At 63.0% G+C, this 20,134-nt stretch carries 15 protein-coding genes and 1 pseudogene; 13 read left to right on the top strand and 3 right to left on the bottom strand.

What is annotated here, in order from left to right; translation table 11 throughout:
- The first annotated feature begins 12 nt into the window (after positions 1–12).
- From pfkB to gap, 5 genes are all read left to right on the top strand, one after another.
- Complete coding sequence (pfkB, locus tag DESFRDRAFT_RS03605; RefSeq protein ID WP_005991185.1) at positions 13–978, top strand: 1-phosphofructokinase; 966 nt, start codon at positions 13–15, stop codon at positions 976–978.
- On the top strand, positions 975–2,741 hold the full coding sequence (locus DESFRDRAFT_RS03600; RefSeq protein WP_005991183.1) for a PTS fructose-like transporter subunit IIB: 1,767 nt from the start codon (positions 975–977) through the stop codon (positions 2,739–2,741). Before pfkB ends, DESFRDRAFT_RS03600 begins: the two co-directional genes overlap by 4 nt.
- A gap of 50 nt (positions 2,742–2,791) precedes the next feature.
- Complete coding sequence (locus DESFRDRAFT_RS03595) at positions 2,792–4,003, top strand: aldose 1-epimerase family protein (protein ID WP_005991181.1); 1,212 nt, start codon at positions 2,792–2,794, stop codon at positions 4,001–4,003.
- A gap of 105 nt (positions 4,004–4,108) precedes the next feature.
- On the top strand, positions 4,109–4,669 hold the full coding sequence (locus tag DESFRDRAFT_RS03590; protein WP_005991179.1) for a GAF domain-containing protein: 561 nt from the start codon (positions 4,109–4,111) through the stop codon (positions 4,667–4,669).
- Between the two features lie 2 nt (positions 4,670–4,671).
- Entirely contained in the window at positions 4,672–5,691 is a 1,020-nt protein-coding gene (gap, locus tag DESFRDRAFT_RS03585) for a type I glyceraldehyde-3-phosphate dehydrogenase (protein ID WP_005991177.1), read from the top strand.
- A gap of 533 nt (positions 5,692–6,224) precedes the next feature.
- Here the strand turns inward: gap and DESFRDRAFT_RS21785 are convergent.
- Complete coding sequence (locus DESFRDRAFT_RS21785; RefSeq protein WP_144004899.1) at positions 6,225–6,482, bottom strand: hypothetical protein; 258 nt, start codon at positions 6,480–6,482, stop codon at positions 6,225–6,227.
- Between the two features lie 61 nt (positions 6,483–6,543).
- Between DESFRDRAFT_RS21785 and DESFRDRAFT_RS03580 the strand changes: the two genes are divergently transcribed.
- Positions 6,544–7,719 (top strand): hypothetical protein, encoded by a 1,176-nt coding sequence (locus DESFRDRAFT_RS03580; RefSeq protein ID WP_043793686.1) that lies wholly within the window; start codon positions 6,544–6,546, stop codon positions 7,717–7,719.
- Positions 7,720–7,802: 83 nt separating this feature from the next.
- Here the strand turns inward: DESFRDRAFT_RS03580 and DESFRDRAFT_RS03575 are convergent, their stop codons facing one another.
- Positions 7,803–8,501, bottom strand: coding sequence for a Crp/Fnr family transcriptional regulator (locus DESFRDRAFT_RS03575; RefSeq protein ID WP_005991173.1), 699 nt, complete (start codon positions 8,499–8,501; stop codon positions 7,803–7,805).
- 86 nt (positions 8,502–8,587) lie between these two features.
- On the opposite strand from DESFRDRAFT_RS03575, the gene DESFRDRAFT_RS03570 reads away from it, so the two are divergent.
- From DESFRDRAFT_RS03570 to DESFRDRAFT_RS03560, 3 genes are all read left to right on the top strand, one after another.
- Positions 8,588–8,806 (top strand): hypothetical protein, encoded by a 219-nt coding sequence (locus DESFRDRAFT_RS03570; protein ID WP_005991170.1) that lies wholly within the window; start codon positions 8,588–8,590, stop codon positions 8,804–8,806.
- A gap of 61 nt (positions 8,807–8,867) precedes the next feature.
- A complete protein-coding gene (locus DESFRDRAFT_RS03565) occupies positions 8,868–9,851 on the top strand; it encodes an arsenic resistance protein (protein ID WP_005991169.1) in 984 nt (327 codons plus the stop codon).
- 25 nt (positions 9,852–9,876) lie between these two features.
- On the top strand, positions 9,877–10,380 hold the full coding sequence (locus tag DESFRDRAFT_RS03560; protein ID WP_005991166.1) for a universal stress protein: 504 nt from the start codon (positions 9,877–9,879) through the stop codon (positions 10,378–10,380).
- A 136-nt stretch (positions 10,381–10,516) separates the two neighbouring features.
- On the opposite strand, the pseudogene DESFRDRAFT_RS03555 reads toward DESFRDRAFT_RS03560, so the two are convergent.
- Positions 10,517–11,115: pseudogene (locus DESFRDRAFT_RS03555) on the bottom strand (4Fe-4S dicluster domain-containing protein); the annotation flags it as partial.
- 875 nt (positions 11,116–11,990) lie between these two features.
- On the opposite strand from DESFRDRAFT_RS03555, the gene DESFRDRAFT_RS03550 reads away from it, so the two are divergent.
- The 4 genes from DESFRDRAFT_RS03550 (at position 11,991) to DESFRDRAFT_RS03535 (ending at position 19,974) form a co-directional block, all read left to right on the top strand.
- Complete coding sequence (locus DESFRDRAFT_RS03550; RefSeq protein ID WP_005991161.1) at positions 11,991–13,595, top strand: efflux transporter outer membrane subunit; 1,605 nt, start codon at positions 11,991–11,993, stop codon at positions 13,593–13,595.
- Positions 13,596–13,627: 32 nt separating this feature from the next.
- Positions 13,628–14,827, top strand: coding sequence for an efflux RND transporter periplasmic adaptor subunit (locus DESFRDRAFT_RS03545; RefSeq protein WP_005991159.1), 1,200 nt, complete (start codon positions 13,628–13,630; stop codon positions 14,825–14,827).
- A 12-nt stretch (positions 14,828–14,839) separates the two neighbouring features.
- Positions 14,840–18,007: an efflux RND transporter permease subunit gene (locus DESFRDRAFT_RS03540; protein WP_005991157.1), complete on the top strand. Its 3,168-nt coding sequence runs from the start codon at positions 14,840–14,842 to the stop codon at positions 18,005–18,007.
- A 509-nt stretch (positions 18,008–18,516) separates the two neighbouring features.
- Entirely contained in the window at positions 18,517–19,974 is a 1,458-nt protein-coding gene (locus DESFRDRAFT_RS03535) for a nucleoside hydrolase (protein ID WP_005991155.1), read from the top strand.
- Positions 19,975–20,134: the final 160 nt, after the last annotated feature.

Here is a 20,134-nt window from a genome sequence, read left to right as displayed (position 1 = left end):
GCAGGCAACGCCATGCTGCAAGAACAAACCGTCGTCACCGTCACCATGAACCCGGCTGTGGACCTGGCCTGCACCGTGCCCGGGTTCGCCCTCGGCGAGGTCAACCGCGTCGCGCGCGCCCGGACCGATCCCGGCGGCAAGGGCATCAACATCGCCCGGCTGTTGCGCCTGTTCAACCTGCCCGTGGCCGGCACGGGTTTCCTTGGCGCGGACAATGCGGGCCTTTTCGAACGGCTTTTCCAACAACGGGGGATCCAGGACGCCTTTGTGCGCCTGCCGGGCGAGACCCGCACGGACGTCAAGGTGGTCGACCCCGAGGCCAAGACCACCACGGACATCAACTGCCCCGGCCTGACGCCGGACACGCCCCATCTGGCCGCGCTTTTCTCGACGGTCGACCGCCTGTCCCGGGACGCGGGACTCGTGGTCATCGCCGGTAGCCTTCCCCCGGGCCTGGAGGACGGGGTCGTGGCGAAGCTCGTGGCCATGGCCCGCGCCAGGGGACTGCGCGCCGTCGTGGACACCAGCGGTCCGGCCCTGGCCGAGGCCATCGCCGCCAAGCCTTCCCTCATCAAACCCAACACCCTGGAACTCGGCCAATACCTGGGCCGCTCCGTGGAATCCCTGGAAGACGTCGTGGCCGAAGCGCGCGCCCTTGTGCGCGGCGGCATCGAAACCGTGGCCGTGTCCCTGGGCGAACGGGGGGCCGTGTTTGTCGAGGCCGAGGCGGCCGTTGTGGCCAGGCCTCCCCAAATAGAGGCGGTCAGCACCGTGGGCGCGGGCGACGCCATGGTCGCCGGGTTGTGCGCCGGCCTGGCCCGTGGCCTGCCTTTGCCCGAGCGCGCCCGGTTGGCGACGGCCATGGCCGCCGCCGTGGTGGCGCAACCGGGGCCCTGCCTGTCCGACATCGGCCCGGCCAGGGCGCTTGAAAGCCTTGTCGTCGTCGAACCGCTGGAAGCGAGGAGGATGGAGTCATGAAAAGGATCGTCGCCGTCACCGCGTGCCCCACCGGCGTGGCCCATACCATCATGGCCGCCGAGGCCCTGAAACAGGTGGGCGCGAGCATGGGCCACAGCGTCACCGTCGAAACCCAGGGCGCGCAAGGCGCCAGGGACGTGCTTTCCCCCGAGGCCATCGCGGCCGCCGACGCGGTCATCATCGCCTCGGACATCCACATCGACCCCAGCCGTTTCGTCGGCAAGCCCATCCATGCCGTAAGCACCGGCGACGCCATCCGCAAGACCAAGGCGGTCATCGAAGCCGCCCTGGCCGAATCGGGCGAGCCGGAGGAGGCCGCACCGCCGCCCGCCGACGCCATTCCCCACCCGCCGATCGCCGAAGCGCAAAGCGTGTCCATCGTCGGCGTGACATCCTGCCCCACCGGCATCGCCCATACCTTCATGGCCGCCGAGGCATTGCGCAAGGCGGCCACGGAGCTCGGCTACGCGGTGAAAATCGAGACCCAGGGCTCGGTCGGCGCGAAAAACGTGCTCGCGCCCGAGGACATCGCCCAGGCCGACGCCGTGGTCATCGCCGCCGACGCGTTCGTCGACGCGTCGCGGTTTGTCGGCAAGCCGCTCTATGAAACGACCACCAAGGCCGCGCTGCACGACGCCCGGCAAGTCATCGAAACGGCCCTTGCCGCCCCCCCGAAAACCGCCGCCTCGTCCGAAGCCGCGCCGGCCGAAGCCGCCTCCGGCGCGCCCCGGAAAAAAGCCTCCGCCGGTCCCGGACCCTACCGCCACCTCATGACCGGCGTGTCCTACATGCTCCCCGTGGTGGTGGCCGGCGGCCTGCTCATCGCCCTGGCCTTCGCCCTGGGCGGCATCTACGTCGGCGACCAGAAGGGCACCCTCGGCTGGGCCCTCATGCAGATCGGCGGGGCCACGGCCTTCAAACTCTACATTCCCGTCCTGGCCGGGTTCATCGCCTATTCCATCGCCGAACGCCCCGGCATAGCGCCGGGCCTTGTGGGCGGCATGCTGGCCGCGACCGAGGGGGCCGGATTTCTCGGCGGCATCGTGGCCGGCTTTCTGGCCGGCTACCTGACGCGATGGCTCAACGGCGCGATCAGGCTGCCGAAGAACCTGGAAGGGCTCAAGCCCGTGCTCATCCTGCCGTTTCTCTCCACGCTTGTCGTGGGGCTCTTGCTCGTCTTTGTCATCGGCCCGCCCGTCAAGGCGATCCTCACGGCCCTTACGGACTGGCTCGCCGGCATGCACCAGGCCAGCGCCCTGATCTTCGGCCTGATCCTCGGCGGCATGATGGCCGTGGACATGGGCGGTCCGGTCAACAAGGCCGCCTACACCTTCGGCGTGGGGCTGCTCGCCAGCAACGTCTATGCCCCCATGGCCGCGGTCATGGCCGGGGGCATGACGCCCCCTCTGGCCCTGGGCCTGGCGGCGACCCTTTTCCCCAAACGCTTCAGCCCGGAGGAACACGAGGCCAGCAAGGCGGCCATGGTCCTGGGGCTGGCCTTCATCACCGAGGGGGCCATTCCTTTCGCGGCCAGGGACCCGTTTCGGGTCATTCCCTGCGCCGTGCTCGGCTCCGCCGTGACCGGGGCCTTGTCCATGGTCTACGGCGTCACGCTCATGGTCCCCCACGGCGGCGCGTTCGTCCTGCTCATCCCGGGCGCGGTGACGCATGTCGCCGCCTACGCGGCGGCCATCGCCATCGGCACGGCGGTCACGGTGCTGGCTTTGTACGTGGCCAAGCGACGCATCCCGGTTGCCGCCTGAACGTGGGAAAATCGCGATTGCGGCGAAACGAAACACAAGGAGACTCCGCCATGAAAAAGACTGTCCTGTTTGTCCTCGCCTGTCTCTGCCTGGCCGCGACCCAGGCCTTGGCCCGGGATTTCGTGCTGACCGACACGACCGGCAATGTTTCGATTCCCGAATGGACGGTTTCGGCCAAGTCGCTGGGGTTCACGGACGGCCCCGCTTTTTCGGTCACCAAGACGACGCTCCATGGGGGCAAGCAGGAAGGCAGCACGCGCATCACCATCGTGACCCCGGAACTGGAGGTGTCGCTGATCCCGACGCGGGGCATGGACATTTATGAGATCAAAAGCGGCGGCATCCGCTTCGGTTGGAAATCGCCGGTGGATGAAATCGTCAATCCCGCCTTCATGAACCTGGAGATGCGGGGAGGCCTGGGCTGGCTGGACGGGTTCAACGAAATGATGGTGCGTTGCGGCTACGAGTGGACCGGCCACCCCGGCCAGGAGCAGGGGCGCCTGATGAGCCTGCACGGCCGCGCCGGCAATACGCCCGCGTCCAAGGTCGTGGTCGCCATCGACGACAAGGCCCCCCACGCCATCCATGTCAAAGGCCTGATCAAGGAGAACACCTTCAAGTTCGCGGCGCTGGAAACCTGGACCGAGCTGACGGTGACCCCCGGCGTCAAGTGCGTGAAGATCCACGACGTCCTGACCAACAACAGCGATTACGACCGCGATTACCAGATCATCTACCACAGCAATTTCGGCGTCCCCATCCTCGAGGCCGGGGCCAAGGTGCTGATCCCGGTCCAGGAGATTTCGCCCTTCAACGACTACGCCAAGAAAGGGCTGGCCGACTGGCAGACCTATCTGGGCCCGACCAAGGGCTATGACGAGATGGTTTTCAATATCCGGGCCTATGCCGGCAAGGACGGCTGGACCCCGGTGGTGCTGCGCAACAAGGCCGGCGACCATGGCATCGCGGTGCGCTATGACGCCGCCGAACTGCCGGTGCTGACGTTGTGGAAAAACACCGACACCCTGCGCCAGGGATATGTGACCGGCATCGAGCCCGGGACGAGCTACGCCTATCCGCGCCAGATCGAGCGAAAGCAGGGGCGGGTGAAAAGCCTTGCCCCGGGCGCCAGCCAGGCCTTCGATGTGGAGTATTGGCCGCTGACGACCGGCGACGAGGTGGCCGGCTTCGCCAAGCGGGTGGAAGCCGTGGCCGCCGGCCGGACGCCCAAAGTCGTTGCCGTCCCCATGGCCAAGGAATAAAAGCGTTCGGATAGATAAACGCCAACGCCGCCCCCGCGCGGCACGGGAAGCGGGCCAGGATTCGGGCGCGCTTCCCGACAACACCGCGACAAAGGAGGATTCCACATGGCATTGCACGAGCACACCACGGCCATCTATGAGCTTGCCCGGCTGATCAACATGAGCCTCAAACCCGGCGAAGTCCTGTCCCTGATCGCCGAGCACACGGCCAAGGCCATGAGGGCCAAGGGTTGTTTCATCCGCCTGCTGAGCCGCGACGGCAAGATCCTGGAACCCGGCGCGTATTATGGTCTCTCGGATCGCTACGCCCACAAGGGCCCCGTGGAAGTGGCCAAATCCCGGCTCGACCAGGAAGTGCTCAAGGGCGAGATCCTCACCATCGCCGACGTGAGCAAGGACGACCGGTTCCAGTATCCCAAGGAAGCCGCCGACGAGGGCTTGTGCTCCCTGGTGGTCGCGCCGCTTTCCGTCGGCGGCGACAGAATCATCGGGTCCATCAGGGTCTATTCCGCCGAGTGTCGGACGTTTAGCGCCGAGGATCTCGAATTTGTGCGCTGCATCGCCAACCTTTCCGGCCTGGCCCTGGAAAACGCCCGCATGTACGCCGCCCTTTCCCGGGCCAAGCAGTTGGCGGACGAATACACCTATCAGGTTTTCGAGGAGTAGCCATGAGCAAAATACGCGTCGGCATCAACGGATTCGGCCGCATCGGCCGTCAGGTGCTGCGCTCCATCTGGGAGCGGCACCGGGAAGCGATGGAAGTGGTGGCCATCAACGACCTCTTCGAGGTGAAGACCAACGCCCACCTGCTTGCCCATGACACCTGTTACGGCCGGTTCGCCCCGCGCGTCGTCGTGGACGGCGACACCATGCGCATCGGCGACGAGTGGAACATCGTGAACCTCGGCGAACGCGACCCGCGCCTGCTTCCCTGGGGCGACCTCGGCGTCGACGTGGTGGTGGAATCCACCGGCATTTTCCGCACCGGCCCCAAGGCCATGCAGCACGTGGAAGCGGGGGCCAAGCGGGTGGTCATCTCCGCGCCGGCCAAGGACGAGGACATCACGGTGGTCATGGGCGTCAACCATGCACAGTACGACCCGGCCAAGCACGTGGTCATTTCCAACGCCTCGTGCACCACCAATTGCCTGGCCCCCATCGTGCACGTCCTGCACAAGGCCTACGGCATCGCCAAGGGCGTGATGACCACGGTGCACGCCTACACCAACGACCAGCGCATTCTGGACCTGCCGCACAAGGACCTGCGCCGGGCCCGGGCCGCCGCCTGCAACATGATCCCCACCTCCACGGGCGCGGCCAAGGCCGTGGCCCTGGTGATTCCGGAGATGGCCGGCCGGTTCGAGGGATTTTCCGTTCGCGTGCCCACGCCCACGGTTTCTCTGGTGGATTTCGTGGCCGTGCTGGAGAAGGACACCACCGCCGAGGCGCTCAAGGCCGCGCTTCGCGAGGCGGCCGAAGGGGAGCTCAAGGGCATCCTGGCCGTCTCCCCGGAACCGCTCGTCTCCTCGGATTACGTGGGCGATTCCCACTCCTCCATCGTGGATGCGGATTTCACCACGGTCCAGGGCGGCAACCTCGCCAAGGTGTACGCCTGGTACGACAACGAATGGGGCTATTCCTGCCGCGTGGCGGATCTTATCGCCTACATGGGGCAACGCGGCATCTGACACGGGCCTAAGCCCGCCGCCCGCGCCCTCCCGAGCCCGGCCGCGCCGGAGCCGGGAGGGGCGGGCAAACCGGGGGGAATCGCTTCCCGGTCCACACGCCTGTCGCGATGATATTTCCCTCCCCCCACTGCATGCTCCCAGCTCTTTTCGCCAATGGAAAAGCGCATTCACCGGCAGCGCCATGCGCGGGGCCCGGGGCCAATGGCTTCCGAGCTTCCAGGCGAAAACGCTCCACATTACGGGAACGCAAATTTTGCCTTTCTGTGAGCCTGTTGCTATTCATGCTTTCAACATGTCTTTTGAGGCGACCCCGCATGAAAATTGTGACTTCATGGAAATCCGCGCCAGTATCCTCGATAATCATATTTTCATGTTTCCTTTTCGTTTATTTATTTTGCTTGTCAGATGTTTTTCAAACAAAGAATCTTCCGTCCCAATCGAACGAATCTCGAGGAGGAGAACTCCTTGTTTTGCCGCAAAAAGCCCACGCGGCCATTGCCAGTTTGCGAAATCACCATGCCACATGTTTTTCCCTATCCGACGATATTCTCAAGAACGACTTGCTCAAGCAGCGCATAATCGAAGGGGCCTGGCCCATCATCTATGATGCGACATGCAAAACGCGTGTCATGCTGAGCGACAACTAGACGGATAAAAAAGCGAATGCCAACCAGAGGGAGGAGGAAATAGGCATTGCCACCACTGCTCGTCGGTCTTTTTTTTGCGATTGCTTTCGTTTTTTTGGGGAACATCATTTGCAAAAAAACAGAAGCCGACCAATCAACATACACGTATATCTGCTTTCTGTCAGGGCTCAACAGTGTCTATACACTTGTTCTGACAGGAATACCCTTGCCGTTTATCATCTCCCTGTTGTGGGCGGCCCTTGTTCTATCAGGCCTTTTTTATCTCTACAAACGGCAGCGCTGGCCATTTAAAATAGCCTCGTCCTTCCTGTGGCTTATACTTCTCTCGGCACCATTTCTATACATATTATGCGTTCAACCGATATACAACTGGGATGCGCGTTCCATCTGGTTCTTTCACGGCAAGATACTGTATTATGCTCATAGACTTGGCAATCATATCGGATTCGAGCGCGCTTTATCGATCGGCTATGATGCGCATATGGACTACCCCAAGCTTGTTTCGTCCCTCAGCGCGCTTGCCGCACAAACAATCGGTTTTTGGAATGAATATATTCCAAAAGCTTCGCTCGTTACCCTGTTCCTCCTTGGTTTGATCGGCCTGTCCTCCTTAAGAATCCTTTCCCTTGCATCCAAATCCATGCTTCTGACGGCCTGGATCATCATCACGTATTACAATGCGCCGGGGCAGACCATGGACGCCTGGCTTAGCTTTTATTCGATGCTATCAGTGTTGTTTTTTTTGGAATTTTTCGAATACAAGGAATCGTCATCCTTTGCCTGTTGCATTATCACTTCACTCCTTCTTCTCTCGCTAAAGAATGAGGGAAATGCCATCTTCATTATTCTAATTATACTATATGCCAGCATTTTTTACATACAAAGAAGCACTGTCCGCTTATGCATGGAATTCAAGCAAGACTGGCTTATCTACCTTATAGCCCTTATACCAATAATACTATGGGAAACAAGAAAGATTGAGATGAGACTTCATGTCGACCTGGATTTATATTCGTCCAATGCGCTAGAGCACTTATCCTCCCGAGCCAATCTATCCACAGTTTATGAATTTTCGTATTATTTATTTTATGTGTGCAATCTTTTCCTTACGCCGCTCACCATTTGCTTCGCCATTATTTTACCTAGCTTGTTTTCAATACAACGCATATGGAAAATAAAAATATTTCGATACAGTATCATCATAGCATCATCATTCTTTCTCATGTACACACTTACGTTATCCTGGGTCTACTTCACGACGCATCATGAGTTCACCTGGCACCTTGCCAATAGCGCCATACGAGTCATCCAACCAATAAAGCTGATTGGATTTGTTCCCTTGGCTCTCTTTTTCTCCGTCCGAGAGAAAATACGCGGATGAAGACGCCCCATCTTCCGCACGCTTAGGATTCTAAGCCTGTCCAGACATATTCCACGCGATTCGGCAAGTCGCGCCGGCACAAATCACGCGCACGTTCCGTCCCGGCATCCTTCGAGAAGTTGTCTGTCCAACATGCGGATTTCGCCGTCGCGTTGCTCTATGAGGCCCATTTTCGCCATTTTGGTGAGGGTTCGCGAAAGGGTTTCCGGGGTTACGCCTATGATCTTGGCGAATTCCCGGTGCGTGACCCCGAGTCGGACCGATTCGCCCCGCGCGTGCGTAAGAAAGTAGGCGGCGATGCGGGACGGGATCTGCTTCAGGGACAGCGCGTCGATCATCTCCATGGCCTCCTTGAGGCGTCGCGACATGACCTGCAGCAGGACAAGCAGCAAGGCCGGATCCTCTTTGGACAGCCGTTCGAATTGCCGGGGCGCCAGGACAAGCACCCGGCTTGATTCCAGGGCGGCCAGATTGGCCGGATGCTTGCCGTCGGAAAAGACCGAGCACAGGCAAAACGGTTCCCCGGGCCCGAAAATGTAGATGATCTGCTCCTTGCCGTCCTCCGCGACCTTGAAAAGCTTCACCCGTCCGGAAAGAAGGACGTGGAATCCCGTCGAGGCGGCCCGTTCGCTGAAGTAGAGGCCGCCCGGGGCAATGGACTCCACCGAGGCCTCGCGCGCCACGTGTTCCCGCTGGGCGGCGCTCAGCGTGGCGAAAAGCGCCACCTCCTCCAACTCCCCGGCCGTGATCCTGGTTCGGACGCCTCCTTCCTTTTTTCCCATTTTTGCTCCCCGTGTTGATTGCGATCAATGCCCGGACGCCGCGCCTTGCCGCATAGTGCGGTCAAACAGCAAGGAGGTCCCCGGCCATGAAATACAACGTCCTATGTCCGTATTGCCATGGAAAGCAAGCGGTTGCCCATCCCGGCGACTATACGCCAATCTATGCCGAGTGCGCGTCTTGCGGCAAGCGGTTTGTCCTGGAGCCGGAGCGGCATGGCGTCGCCGTCTACAAAGTCGAAGACGCGCCGTGTTGCTCCGACCCGGATTGCCTGGCAACCGAGCTTGCCGCCTCGGAAAACGACTAGCCGCGACGCTCGCGACAATGGTCCGGCTAAACACGATACGGATTTCAGAGAGAGGTGTCGCATGACGCATATCCTGCAGAAAATAACCAAGAATCTCATCCTGGCCATCCCGGCCACCATGGTGTTGGGCTTTCTCTTCGGCCTGTCCACCGACGCCCGCTGGCTGCGCGGCCTGATCATCCCGTTCACCTTCCTCATGGTGTATCCCATGATGGTGACGCTCAAGGTGCGGCAGGTCTTCCAGGGAGGCGACGTCAAGGCGCAGGCGCTCGCCCAGACCGTGAACTTCGCCGTGATTCCCTTCCTTGCCTGGGGCATCGGCCAGGTCTTTTTCGCCCAACGGCCGTTTATGGCGCTGGGGCTGTTGCTGGCCGGGCTCTTGCCCACCAGCGGCATGACCATTTCCTGGACCGGCTTTGCCAAGGGAAACGTCGCCGCCGCCGTGAAGATGACGGTCATCGGCCTTGTCGTGGGTTCGCTGGCCACGCCGCTTTACGTGCGGGCGCTGATGGGAACGGCCATCGAGGTCAATATGGTGGCGGTGTTTCTGCAGATAGGCATCATCGTGTTCCTGCCCATGGCCTTGGGGTACGCGACCCAGCGTCTGCTCGTGCGCAAGTATGGCCAGGAGACGTTTCAGAAACGGTTCGGACCGCGTTTCCCCCCGCTTTCCACCCTGGGCGTCCTTGGCATCGTGTTCGTGGCCCTGGCGCTCAAGGCCAGGACCATCATGCAGTCCCCGGAAGTGTTGCTGGCCATCCTCACCCCGCTCGTGCTGCTGTACGCCGTCAATTTCACCTTGAGCACCCTGGTGGGCAGGCGCTTTCTGGCTCGCGGCGACGCCATCGCCATGGTGTACGGCTCCGTGATGCGCAACCTCTCCATCGCCCTCGCCATCGCCATGAACGCGTTCGGGGAGCAGGGCGCGGACGCCGCCCTCGTGGTGGCGGCGGCCTACATCATCCAGGTGCAGTCCGCGGCCTGGTATGTGCGCCTGACCGCCCGGTTGTTCGGCGCGGAGGCCCGCGAACCCGTAACCGCCTGAAGCAACCATTCGCATGGAGGAAACCATGTTGCCGCAATACCGAAAGATATTGTACGCGACGGATTTGTCCGCAACGGCCCGTCAGGCGTTGCGCCACGTGGCTGCGCTCGAGGAGCGCTTCGACGCCGCCGTGACCGTATTGCATGTGCTGCCCGACCCGCTGGAACTTTTCAGCGAACAGGCGGGCATGGATCTCGAACAGGCCTTTGGCGAAGACGGCGCGCATTGGATCGGCCAGGGCGAGTATGCCCGCGCGGGCAAGGCCATGCGCGGGCGCCTGGAGGCGATCGCGGCCGAGGATTTTCCCCCCGGCCCTTCGGCACGCCATTTCGCCGAGGCCGAAGTGAGAATCGTCTGCGGCGATCCGACGGAGCAAATCCTACAGGAAGCCCAGAAAGGCGGCTACGACCTCATCGTCATGGGGACGCACGGCCATGGCCGGTTGCTCGGCATGGTCCTCGGCAGCGTCGCCCAGCAGACGATCAGGAGCAGTAGGATTCCGGTTCTCGTGGTTCCGCTGCCCGAGTGAACGCGACGAGTGGCCTCACACGCCAAAAGGGCATCCGGAACCCCGGATGCCCTTTCGCATGGTGTGGCCGCGCCTCTCCGGCAAGGGCCCGGAGCGCGCGTCAGGCCTTGCCGCGGCCGAGCCGGCGCAGCAGGCCGGCCACAATCATGGAACGCGGCCCGATGCTCTGCACCCCGTTGGGGCAGGCTTCGATGCAGGCGGGCTTTTCGCCGGCGGCCATGCGCGCCTGGCAGTGGTCGCACTTGTACATGACGCCGTTGCCGGCAAACGAAGGGGCCAGCTCGAGATAGAGTCCGACGCCGGTCTGGCGCTGGGGAATGTGCCAGGGGCACACCGTGGGGCATTTGGCCCCGCCCAGACAGATCGAGTCGTCGATGCGCACGGCCCCGTCCGGGAAAGCCGCGACCGCCCCCCAGGGGCACAGTTCGGCGCAGGGCGGATGGGCGCAGTGCATGCAGCGCCGGGGGATATTGACGGTCAGGTCCCGGCCGTCCTTGCACACGACGGCGGTCTGGATGAACAACCAGTTGTACGGCGTCAGCCGGTCGTCCACATCCCGCTTGTCGGAAAAATCCTCGACCTTGACCCGCGACGGATACATCTTCGGGAATGACTTGGCGGATTGGGATAATCATGTCGATGCGCTTCGTGGCAGGCATCCACGCAAGCGCCGCAGCCCACGCACTTGGTGAGATCGATCAAGGTGGCAAGCGGTTCCCGCGATGCCTCGGCATCTCTGGCCATGAGCCGTCTAGTGTCGCGTTCTCGAAATTCGTGCATACGAATTTCGAGAATAATATATTTAAATAATTATTTTTTAGAGAACGCCACACTAGCCGGACCTGGAGCGGCCAAGGCCGCTCCGGCTGTGCCTAACGTATAGAGAAAATGGCGTCACTTCATTGGGGCGATGCGGCCTCCTTGCCGCGAATGGTGTTACATGGGCCGTTGGGACCGGCTCCCCCCCGGCCAGTGGTCTTGTATACACAGCCACCCATGAATTGGCATTGATCCAGATTAATGCCGCCCTCCGAAAAAACGCCCGGCGGCAAAAAAGGCGACGCCTCGCCGCAGAAAGGCCGCGCGCTCCTTGTTTGACTCCTTTGCCATACGAAGGGTGCGCGCCTCAAGAAAAGCGACACGCCAGGCAGGCGATGCCACACGACCGAAAAATGTCACCGGATTTCCATATCTCCCGGACAGCAGAGTCCCAAAGCGGCGCATAAGGAACACAATGCGTGGCCAAGCGAAAGCTTTTCCCGTCGTCATCCACGGATTGTGGCAGGGACGCGGCGTTGCAACGACAGCAATGCTCCGGCAGTCTGGACGACAAAGTAAGCGGACATGGCCCTTGGCGAGCGGGTATAAAACGGCGGGAGCCGTTGCGAACCTGATGCCGGCGACGACAATTCATCACGGGAGTCGATTTTCCCAGACCTTGCCTTGACGATAACACATATACGTTGTTATCGAAATGCACCCTCAGACCGTGACCGCGTTTTGAGTCTCACCGCAAAGCGGGTTGCTCGGGGAGTGGCGAGACGGCATCCGTTCGGCGGCATCGGGACATTCCAGACAACCCTGCCTTTGAGGCCATAGGTCCTGCATCGATGTACGTGACCCGTACCAGGTTCCGGCTTTGCGCGACGTTTTTCCTGGCTTTGTGCCTTTGCGGCTGCATGAAGCTCGGCCCCGATTTCAAGCGCCCCGACGCCCAGCTCTACGATACGTGGGCCGAGGACGGCGCCGACGGCCTCAAACAGGGGCAGGCCGTGCAAAACGAATGGTGGAAGACCTTTGGCGACCCGGAACTGTCCAAGCTCGTCCGGACCGCCTTCGACCGGAACCTGACCCTGCGCGTGGCCGGACTGCGGGTCATCGAAGGCCGGGCCCAGCTCGGCATCGCCGTGGGCCAGCTCTATCCGCAATCCCAGGCCGCCTCCGGCGGCTACACCTACAGTCGGGAAAGCCATCTCGGCCCCAGCTGGCCCCAGCCGAGCACCGAATCCAAGACCACCTCGCCCGACCAGATCTGGCAGAACACGGTCGCTTTCAGCGCCGCCTGGGAGCTGGACTTCTGGGGCAAGTACCGCCGGGGCATCGAGTCGGCCGACGCCGCCATGCGGGCCTCGGCCGCCGATTACGACAACGCCCTGGTCAGCCTTGCCGGCGACGTGGCCCGGACCTACCTGGATTTGCGCATCAACCAGGCGCAACTGAAGATCGCCCACGAAAACGTGGAACTGGAAAAGGAAGGCCTCAAGATCGCCGAGGCCCGCTTCCGCTACGGGGCCACCAGCGAACGCGACGTGCAGCAGGCCAAGACCATGCTGCTCTCCACCGAAGCCACGATCCCCGGGTTTCAAAGCGCCATCAAGAAAAACCGACACGCCCTGTCCGTGCTGCTCGGCCTGCCCCCGGACAAGGCCCCGGAGGGCCTCACCGACTCCGAGGGCATTCCCGCCCCGCCCTGGGAAATCGCCGTGGGCGTGCCGGCGGATCTGCTGCGCCGCCGTCCGGACGTGCGCGCGGCCGAGTACGCGGCCATGGCCCAGTGCGCCCAGATCGGCGTGGCCAAGGCCGATCTGTTCCCCTCGTTTTCGCTGACCGGCAGCATCGGCTTTTTAGCCAGCAACGTCGGCGTGTTCAAGCTGTCCGAGTTGCTGTCCAACAACGGCTTCACGGCCCAGTTCTCGCCCCAGTTCGGCTGGAATCTTTTCAACTACGGCCGCATCATCGACAACGTGCGGGTGCAGGACGCCAAGTTCCAGGCCCTGCTCATCCAGTACCAGCAGACGGTACTGACCGCCCTGCGCGAGGTGGAGGACGCCATGACCGCCTACATCGGGGCCAGCGCCCAGGTGGTCTCCCTGGCCAAGGCGGCCGACGCGGCCAAGCGCTCGGCCGATCTGGCGTTTATCCAGTACAGCGAAGGCAAGACCGACTACACCACCGTGCTGGTGGCCCAGCAGCAGCTGCTCAAGCAGCAAGACGACCTCGTGCAGATGCGGGGCCAGGTCGCGACCTCCCTGGTCAGCCTCTACCGGGCGCTTGGCGGCGGCTGGCAGGTGCGCCAAGGCCTGCCCTACGTGCCCGAGGACGTGCGCCACGAGATGGAAAAGCGCACCTGGTGGGGCCGGCAGATACGGGAAGATCCGGCCAAGATCACGAACCCGGATACGCGCAACATCCTCTGGTACGCGCCGGATATTTAGCCACTCGTAACCAACATCGCGGCGGATTGCCCATGCTTACGCATCACAAAAGGATCGTTCCGGCCCTGGTCGCCCTGGTCGCAGTCGCGGCCGCGCTTTTCGCCCTTTCCGGTTGCAAGGGCGGCAACGAATACGTGCCCCCGCCGCCGCCCAAGGTCAAAGTGGCCCCGCCCGAGCGGCGCAAGGTCACGGAGTACATGCGGTTCACCGGCAACACCCAGGCCGTCAATTCCGTCGATCTGCGCGCCCGCATCGAGGGCTTCCTGGTCAAGCAGGCCTACGTGGACGGCGCGACCGTCAAAAAAGGGCAACTGCTGTTCGTCATCCAGCCCGAGCCCTACGAAGCCAAGGTCCTGGAGGCCAAGGCCGGGCTGCAAAGCCAGCTGGCCGGACTCCATCAGGCCGAAATCGAATACGTGCGGGCCAAAAACCTGCTGCGCGAAAAGGCCGGCCCGGACACGGACGTGGTCAAATGGGACGCCCAGCGCGAGCAGTACAAGGCCGGCGTGGAAAACGCCAAGGCGCAAATCGAGCTGGCCCAGATCAATTTGAGCTACACCAAGGTCACGGCCCCCTTTAACGGCCGGGTCAGCCGGCGCGACGTGGACGTGGGCAACCTGGTCGGCGGCGGCGAAAAGACCCTGCTCGCCACCATCATCAGCTACGACCCCATGTACGTCTACTTTACCCTCGGCGAGCGCGACCTGCTGCGCCTGCAGGCCAGCCGCGGCGGCAAGGCCGCTCCGGGCAAGCACGTCAAGATCCCCGTCGAGGTGGGCTTCAGCGGCTCGACCGACTATCCCTACAAGGGTGTGCTCGATTACTACGGCCTGGGCATCGACCCCAAGACCGGCACCATCCTGCTTCGCGGCGAGCTGCCCAATCCCGATGGCGCCATCGCTCCGGGCCTTTTCGCCCGGGTGCGCATTCCGCTGGAGAAACGCGAGGCCCTGCTCGTGCCGGATACGGCCGTGGGCCAGGACCAGCTCGGCCGCTTCGTCCTGATTTTAAACGACAAGAACGTGGTGGAGCAGCGGCCCGTGACCATCGGCTTTTCCGTCAACGACATGCTCGTGGTGGACAAGGGCCTCAAGGGTGACGAACGGGTCATCGTCAGCGACCTGCAACGGGTCCGGGCGGGCGGCAAGGCCGAACCGATGCCGGATGCCTCCGCGTCCGCTCCGGCCGCCTCCGCCGGGACCAAGACGCCGCCCGCCGGGGCCAAAAAATAAGGGCCGCGCGCCATGTTCTCCAAATTCTTCATCGAGCGGCCGGTCCTGTCCAACGTGCTCGCCGTGCTGATCATGCTGCTCGGCGTGGTCACGCTGCTCGGCCTGCCCGTGGCCCAGTACCCGGACATCACCCCGCCCACGGTCCAGGTCACGACCAGCTTTCCCGGCGCCAGCCCGCAAGTGATCATCGACTCCGTGGCCGCGCCCATCGAGCAGCAGGTCAACGGCGTGGAAGACATGCTCTACATGAGCTCCAACAGCGCCTCGGACGGCTCCTACACCCTGACCGTGACCTTCGAGGTCGGCACCGACGTGGACATGGCCACCGTGCTCGTCCAGAACCGCGTCAACCAGGCCCTGGCGCGGCTCCCCCAGCAGGTGCAGGCCCAGGGCGTCACGGTGCAGAAGAAATCCACGGCCATCCTGATGTGCGTCACCCTGGAGTCGCCGGACAACACCTACGACAGCCTGTTTTTGTCCAACTACGGCTACCTGCGCGTGCGCGACGAACTCTCGCGCATTCCCGGCGTCGGCTCGGTCACGGTCAACGGCAGCGACGAATACGGCATGCGCATCTGGCTCGATCCGGACAAGGTCAAGACCTACGGGCTCACGGCCCAGGACGTGGTCAACGCCGTCTCCCAGCAAAACGTCCAGGTCGCCGCCGGCCAGATCGGCCAGCAGCCCGCCCCCAAGGACATGCACTTCCAGTACATGATCCAGACCCAGGGCCGCCTGGAGGACGCCGAACAGTTCGGGAACATCATCCTCAAGACCGACTTCAACCAGACCGGGCAGGTCCTGCGCTTAAAAGACGTGGCCCGGGTGGAGCTCGGCAGCAAGACCTACGACCTGTTCGCCGAAAAGGACGGCAAGCCGGCCAGCATCATCGCCATCTACCTGCTGCCCGGGGCCAACGCCCTGCAGACGGCGGACATGATCAAGGCGACGATGAAAAAAATCGCGGCGGATTTCCCGCCCGGGCTCGTCTACAACATCCCCTTCGACACCACCCGCTTCGTCAACCAGTCCATCCGCGACGTCTACAAGACCCTTATCGAGGCCGGCATCCTGGTGCTGCTGGTCATCATGCTCTTTCTCCAGGATTTCAAGGCCATGCTCGTGCCGGCCACCACCGTGCCGGTCACCATCCTCGGCGCGTTCATCGCCATGGCCATGCTGGGATTCTCCGTCAACCTGGTGACCCTTTTCGGCATCATCCTGGCCATCGGCATCGTGGTGGACGACGCCATCATCATCGTGGAAGGCACGGCCCACCATATCGAACAGGGGAGCACCCCCCACGACGCGGCGATTCTCACCATGAAGGAGCTCTTCGGCCCGATCATCGGCATCACCCTGGTGCTGATCTCGGTCTTTTTGCCGGCCTCGTTCATGCCCGGCATCACCGGCCAGCTCTACCGCCAGTTCTCGCTGGTCATCGCCGCGACGGCCGTGATCAGCGCGCTCAACGCCGCGACTCTCAAGCCCACCCAGTGCGCCCTGTGGATGAAGCCGCACACCAAGGAGCCCAACGCCTTTTTCCGGGGGTTCAACGCCGTCTACCAGCGCTGCGAGAACGTCTACGCCACGATCGTCGGCTTCATGGTCCACCACGCCAAGACGGCCATGCTCGGCTACGTCGTCCTCATCGCGGTGACGTTTCTCGGCTTCGCCTCCCTGCCCACCGGCTTTTTGCCGGAAGAGGACCAGGGCTACGCCATCGTGAGCGTCCAGCTGCCGCCGGCGGCGTCGCTTTCGCGCACGGCCGCGGTCATCAAGCAGATCGACGGATTCATGAAGGACGCGCCAGGCGTTGCCGACTGGATCACCTTCGGCGGCATGTCCATCCTCGATTCCCTGAACCAGCCCAACATGGCCGCCGTCTTCGTCACCTACACCGACTGGGACAAACGGCCCAAGGGCGTGGACCAGACCACCATCGTCCGCTACCTCCGGGAGCGGCTGGCCACGCTCCAGGACGCCGTGGCCTTTGTCATGATCCCGCCGGCCATCCAGGGCCTGGGCCAGGCCGGCGGCTTTCAGATGATGGTGGAGGACCGGGGCAACCTCGGCCCCGTGGCCCTGCAAAACGCCTGTTACGGCCTGATCGGCGTCGGCCGCACCCAGACCGGGCTCACGCCGCTCAACGTCACCTACAACGCCTCCACGCCGCAGATCTACGCCGACATCGACCGCACCCAGGTGCAGTACAAGGGCGTGACGTTCCAGAATCTCTTCAGCACGCTGTCGACCTACATGGGCTCGACCTACATCAACGACTTCAACAAGTTCGGCCGGGTCTACCAGGTCCGGGCCCAGGCCGAGCCCCGTTTCCGGCTCAAGGCGTCGGACGTGATGCAGCTCGAGGTGCGCAACAACAAGGGCGAAATGATGCCCCTGTCGGCGGTCACCAGCATCAAGGACATCCTGGGGCCCACGGTGCTCACCCGCTACAACCTCTACACCGCGGCCTCGGTCTACGGCTCGGCCGCGGCGGGCTTCAGCTCCGGCCAGGCCCTCACCCTCATGGAACAGATGGCCAAGGCCAACCTGCCCACCTCCATGGCCACCGAATGGACCACCATGTCCTACCAGGAAAAAAAGGTCGGCAACCAGGCCTACCTGATCTTCGCCCTGGCCGTGGTGCTGGTCTATCTGGTCCTCTCGGCCCAGTACGAAAGCTGGTGCACGCCAACGGCCGTCATCCTGGTCGTGCCGCTGGCCCTGCTCGGCACCATGGCGGCCCTTATGATCCGGCACATGGACAACAACGTCTACACGCAGATCGGCGTGGTGCTGCTGATCGCCCTGGCCAGCAAGAACGCCATCCTGATCGTGGAGTTCGCCCGCGAACGGCGCGCCTGGGGCATGGACATCGCCCAGGCGGCGGTGGAGGCGGCGCGGCTGCGCTTTCGGCCCATCATCATGACCTCGTTCGCCTTCATCCTCGGCGTGGTGCCGCTTCTGACCGCTTCCGGCGCCGGCGCGGCCAGCCAGCGGGCCGTGGGCACGGCGGTCTTCGGCGGCATGCTCGCCTCCACCCTCCTGGCCGTGCTGGTGGTGCCGGTCTTCTACGTGCTGGTGCAGGGCTTCGCGGAACGCGTGCTCGGCGTGGACAAGCCCAAGCCCGGTGCGAAAGCGCCGGAAGACGCGGCCAAGGAGTCCGGAGCGCACTGAAGCCCGGAGAGTCGGGGAAGGAGCGCGCTTTCCCGCATTCGCGCGTGACGCTTCGCTCCTTCCCCGGCGACCGCGACGCCGCCATGCCCGCGTCGTGACGGCTTCGCGCCCCCAGCGAAAGGCGCGGCCGGACATCCGGCCCGACCAAAAAGAGAAATAATTATAGAAATACAAATAAAATGCGCCATCCCCAGCAAGCCCTCGCCAGGACCCGAGGCCGGGGACGCGGGAGCCCGCCGCGCCGGGAATGCCCCGCCGTTCCTCTTTCCTCCTTGTCGGTCTTACGCTATCATGACGCCAGTCCGAAAAAAGCCGGCGCGACCGACGACGCGGTTCCGTGTTCGCCGGAGCATGCGAAATTTCAAGATGTTGCTTTTCCGAGGAGGTGCCTCCGTTCGTCTTTGTTTTCCGCCCTCGCCTTTTGACGCGGGCGCTTCACAAAATAGACAACCTTATTACATAGCAAAACACCCATCCCGCACGCCAGCCAACGCCGCCAGGAGGGAGCCATGAACGCCTGCACCGAGCTTTGGGTCGACACCGACGTGTCCATCGGATTGGAACATTTTCCCGGTTTCTACCGCGACATCGACGATGCCCTGGCTCTGCTCCTGCTTTTCAGCAGCCCGCTTGTCACTCTGCGGGGCGTAAGCTCCACCTTCGGCAACACCGACGCCAAGCACGCCCGCGTCATCGCCGCCAAACTGACGGAACGCTTCGGCCCCAAGGGCCTGCAAGTCCGGCAAGGCGCGGCCGGGCCCATCAAAAAAGGCGCGCCCCTGCCCGCCTCCGACGCATCCTGGGCCATGGCCGACGCCCTGCGCCAAGCGCCCATGACCATCGTGAGCCTGGGCGCGGCCACCAACATCGCCGTGCTGATCGCCTCCCACCCGGAACTGGTCGACAACATCCAGGGCATCGTGGCCATGGCCGGCTCGCGCAGCATGCCGGGCGAAGAATTCATTGTCGGCCCCAGGCAGCTCAGGCCTTTTTCCGCCCTGAACTTCGAGGCCGACGTCGAGGCCTGGCGCATTATCCTCGAAAGCAACGTGCCGCTGACCTTCGCCCCCTTCTCCCTGAGCCATCAGATCTGGATCACCAAGGAGGATGCGCGCAGCCTGGAAAACACCGGCGACACGGGCTCCTATCTCGCGCCCTACATGTACAAGTGGGCCCGGGAATGGACGGATCTATACGGCAGCCCGGGGTTCAACCCCTTTGACGCCCTGGCCGCCGGGTATCTCCTGGCCCCGGGATTCTTCGGCGGCGTGGAGTTGCCCGTGGGCATCCTGGAGCCGGGCGAGCGGGGCAACAACCGCGACGTGCCCTGCCTGATCGTTTCCGACGCCATGGGCAACTGCCGCCGGGCCACCTCGCTTCGCAGCCTGAACCAGGGATTCAAGCCGTTTTTCCTGGAAGCGCTCAGAGGGGGACTTTCCATGACCACCTCGGTGCTGGGGCTTTCCCACATCAACATCGTGGTCGACGACATGGACAAGGCCACGGAATTCTACGGCCGCGCCCTGGGCTTCCAGATGGCCTACAACGATGCCGGTGCCATCGACTTTCCGCACTACACCTCCCCGGCCTTCGCCCGCGACGCCGGGTTCCTGGACGGCAAGGTGGATGTGGACGTGCGCTTTTTGCGCCATCCCCAGGCCGGATTGTGCCTGGAACTCATGTGCTACCACGCCCCCGAGTGCTGCCGGGACATCGTTTTCCACAAGACCGGCGACATCGGCGGCCCGCGCCACGTGGCCCTGGAGGTGGCGGATATCTGCGCCGTGTTCGAGCATCTCAAAAAGCAGCCGGAGGTGCGGATGATAAACCCGTCCCCGGATTACGGGCCCCCGGAAAACCTCGGCACTTCGACCATTTCCTTCTTTTATTGGCTTGACCCGTACGGGGTGCAGTGGGAAATGGAACAGGGTCGCCCGCTGGGATTCGGCCGGGAAATAAGCGGCTAGTGTCGCGACCCTTAAAAAATGCGCCACTATTCTTTAAGAAAAAATAATTCGTCAAAGTTTTTGTCGTAAAAAAACGTATCTACTTTCTTCGAGGTCGCGACACGAGCGCGGCGGGCGCGGTATGGCCCGCGGGTCCCGGGGGAGGCACGGCCCGGGACGG

The organism is Solidesulfovibrio fructosivorans JJ] (assembly GCF_000179555.1).
Taxonomy (GTDB): domain Bacteria; phylum Desulfobacterota; class Desulfovibrionia; order Desulfovibrionales; family Desulfovibrionaceae; genus Solidesulfovibrio; species Solidesulfovibrio fructosivorans.
The sequence above is the reverse complement of the archived record's forward strand: the minus strand, read 5'-3'. Positions and strand labels throughout refer to the sequence as shown.

Coding starts and splice junctions, on each gene's coding strand:
- pfkB (WP_005991185.1), top strand. CDS start 13: ATGCTGCAAGAACAAACCGTCGTCACCGTCACCATGAACCCGGCTGTG.
- DESFRDRAFT_RS03600 (WP_005991183.1), top strand. CDS start 975: ATGAAAAGGATCGTCGCCGTCACCGCGTGCCCCACCGGCGTGGCCCAT.
- DESFRDRAFT_RS03595 (WP_005991181.1), top strand. CDS start 2,792: ATGAAAAAGACTGTCCTGTTTGTCCTCGCCTGTCTCTGCCTGGCCGCG.
- DESFRDRAFT_RS03590 (WP_005991179.1), top strand. CDS start 4,109: ATGGCATTGCACGAGCACACCACGGCCATCTATGAGCTTGCCCGGCTG.
- gap (WP_005991177.1), top strand. CDS start 4,672: ATGAGCAAAATACGCGTCGGCATCAACGGATTCGGCCGCATCGGCCGT.
- DESFRDRAFT_RS03575 (WP_005991173.1), bottom strand. CDS start 8,501: ATGGGAAAAAAGGAAGGAGGCGTCCGAACCAGGATCACGGCCGGGGAG.
- DESFRDRAFT_RS03570 (WP_005991170.1), top strand. CDS start 8,588: ATGAAATACAACGTCCTATGTCCGTATTGCCATGGAAAGCAAGCGGTT.
- DESFRDRAFT_RS03565 (WP_005991169.1), top strand. CDS start 8,868: ATGACGCATATCCTGCAGAAAATAACCAAGAATCTCATCCTGGCCATC.
- DESFRDRAFT_RS03560 (WP_005991166.1), top strand. CDS start 9,877: ATGTTGCCGCAATACCGAAAGATATTGTACGCGACGGATTTGTCCGCA.
- DESFRDRAFT_RS03550 (WP_005991161.1), top strand. CDS start 11,991: ATGTACGTGACCCGTACCAGGTTCCGGCTTTGCGCGACGTTTTTCCTG.
- DESFRDRAFT_RS03545 (WP_005991159.1), top strand. CDS start 13,628: ATGCTTACGCATCACAAAAGGATCGTTCCGGCCCTGGTCGCCCTGGTC.
- DESFRDRAFT_RS03540 (WP_005991157.1), top strand. CDS start 14,840: ATGTTCTCCAAATTCTTCATCGAGCGGCCGGTCCTGTCCAACGTGCTC.
- DESFRDRAFT_RS03535 (WP_005991155.1), top strand. CDS start 18,517: ATGAACGCCTGCACCGAGCTTTGGGTCGACACCGACGTGTCCATCGGA.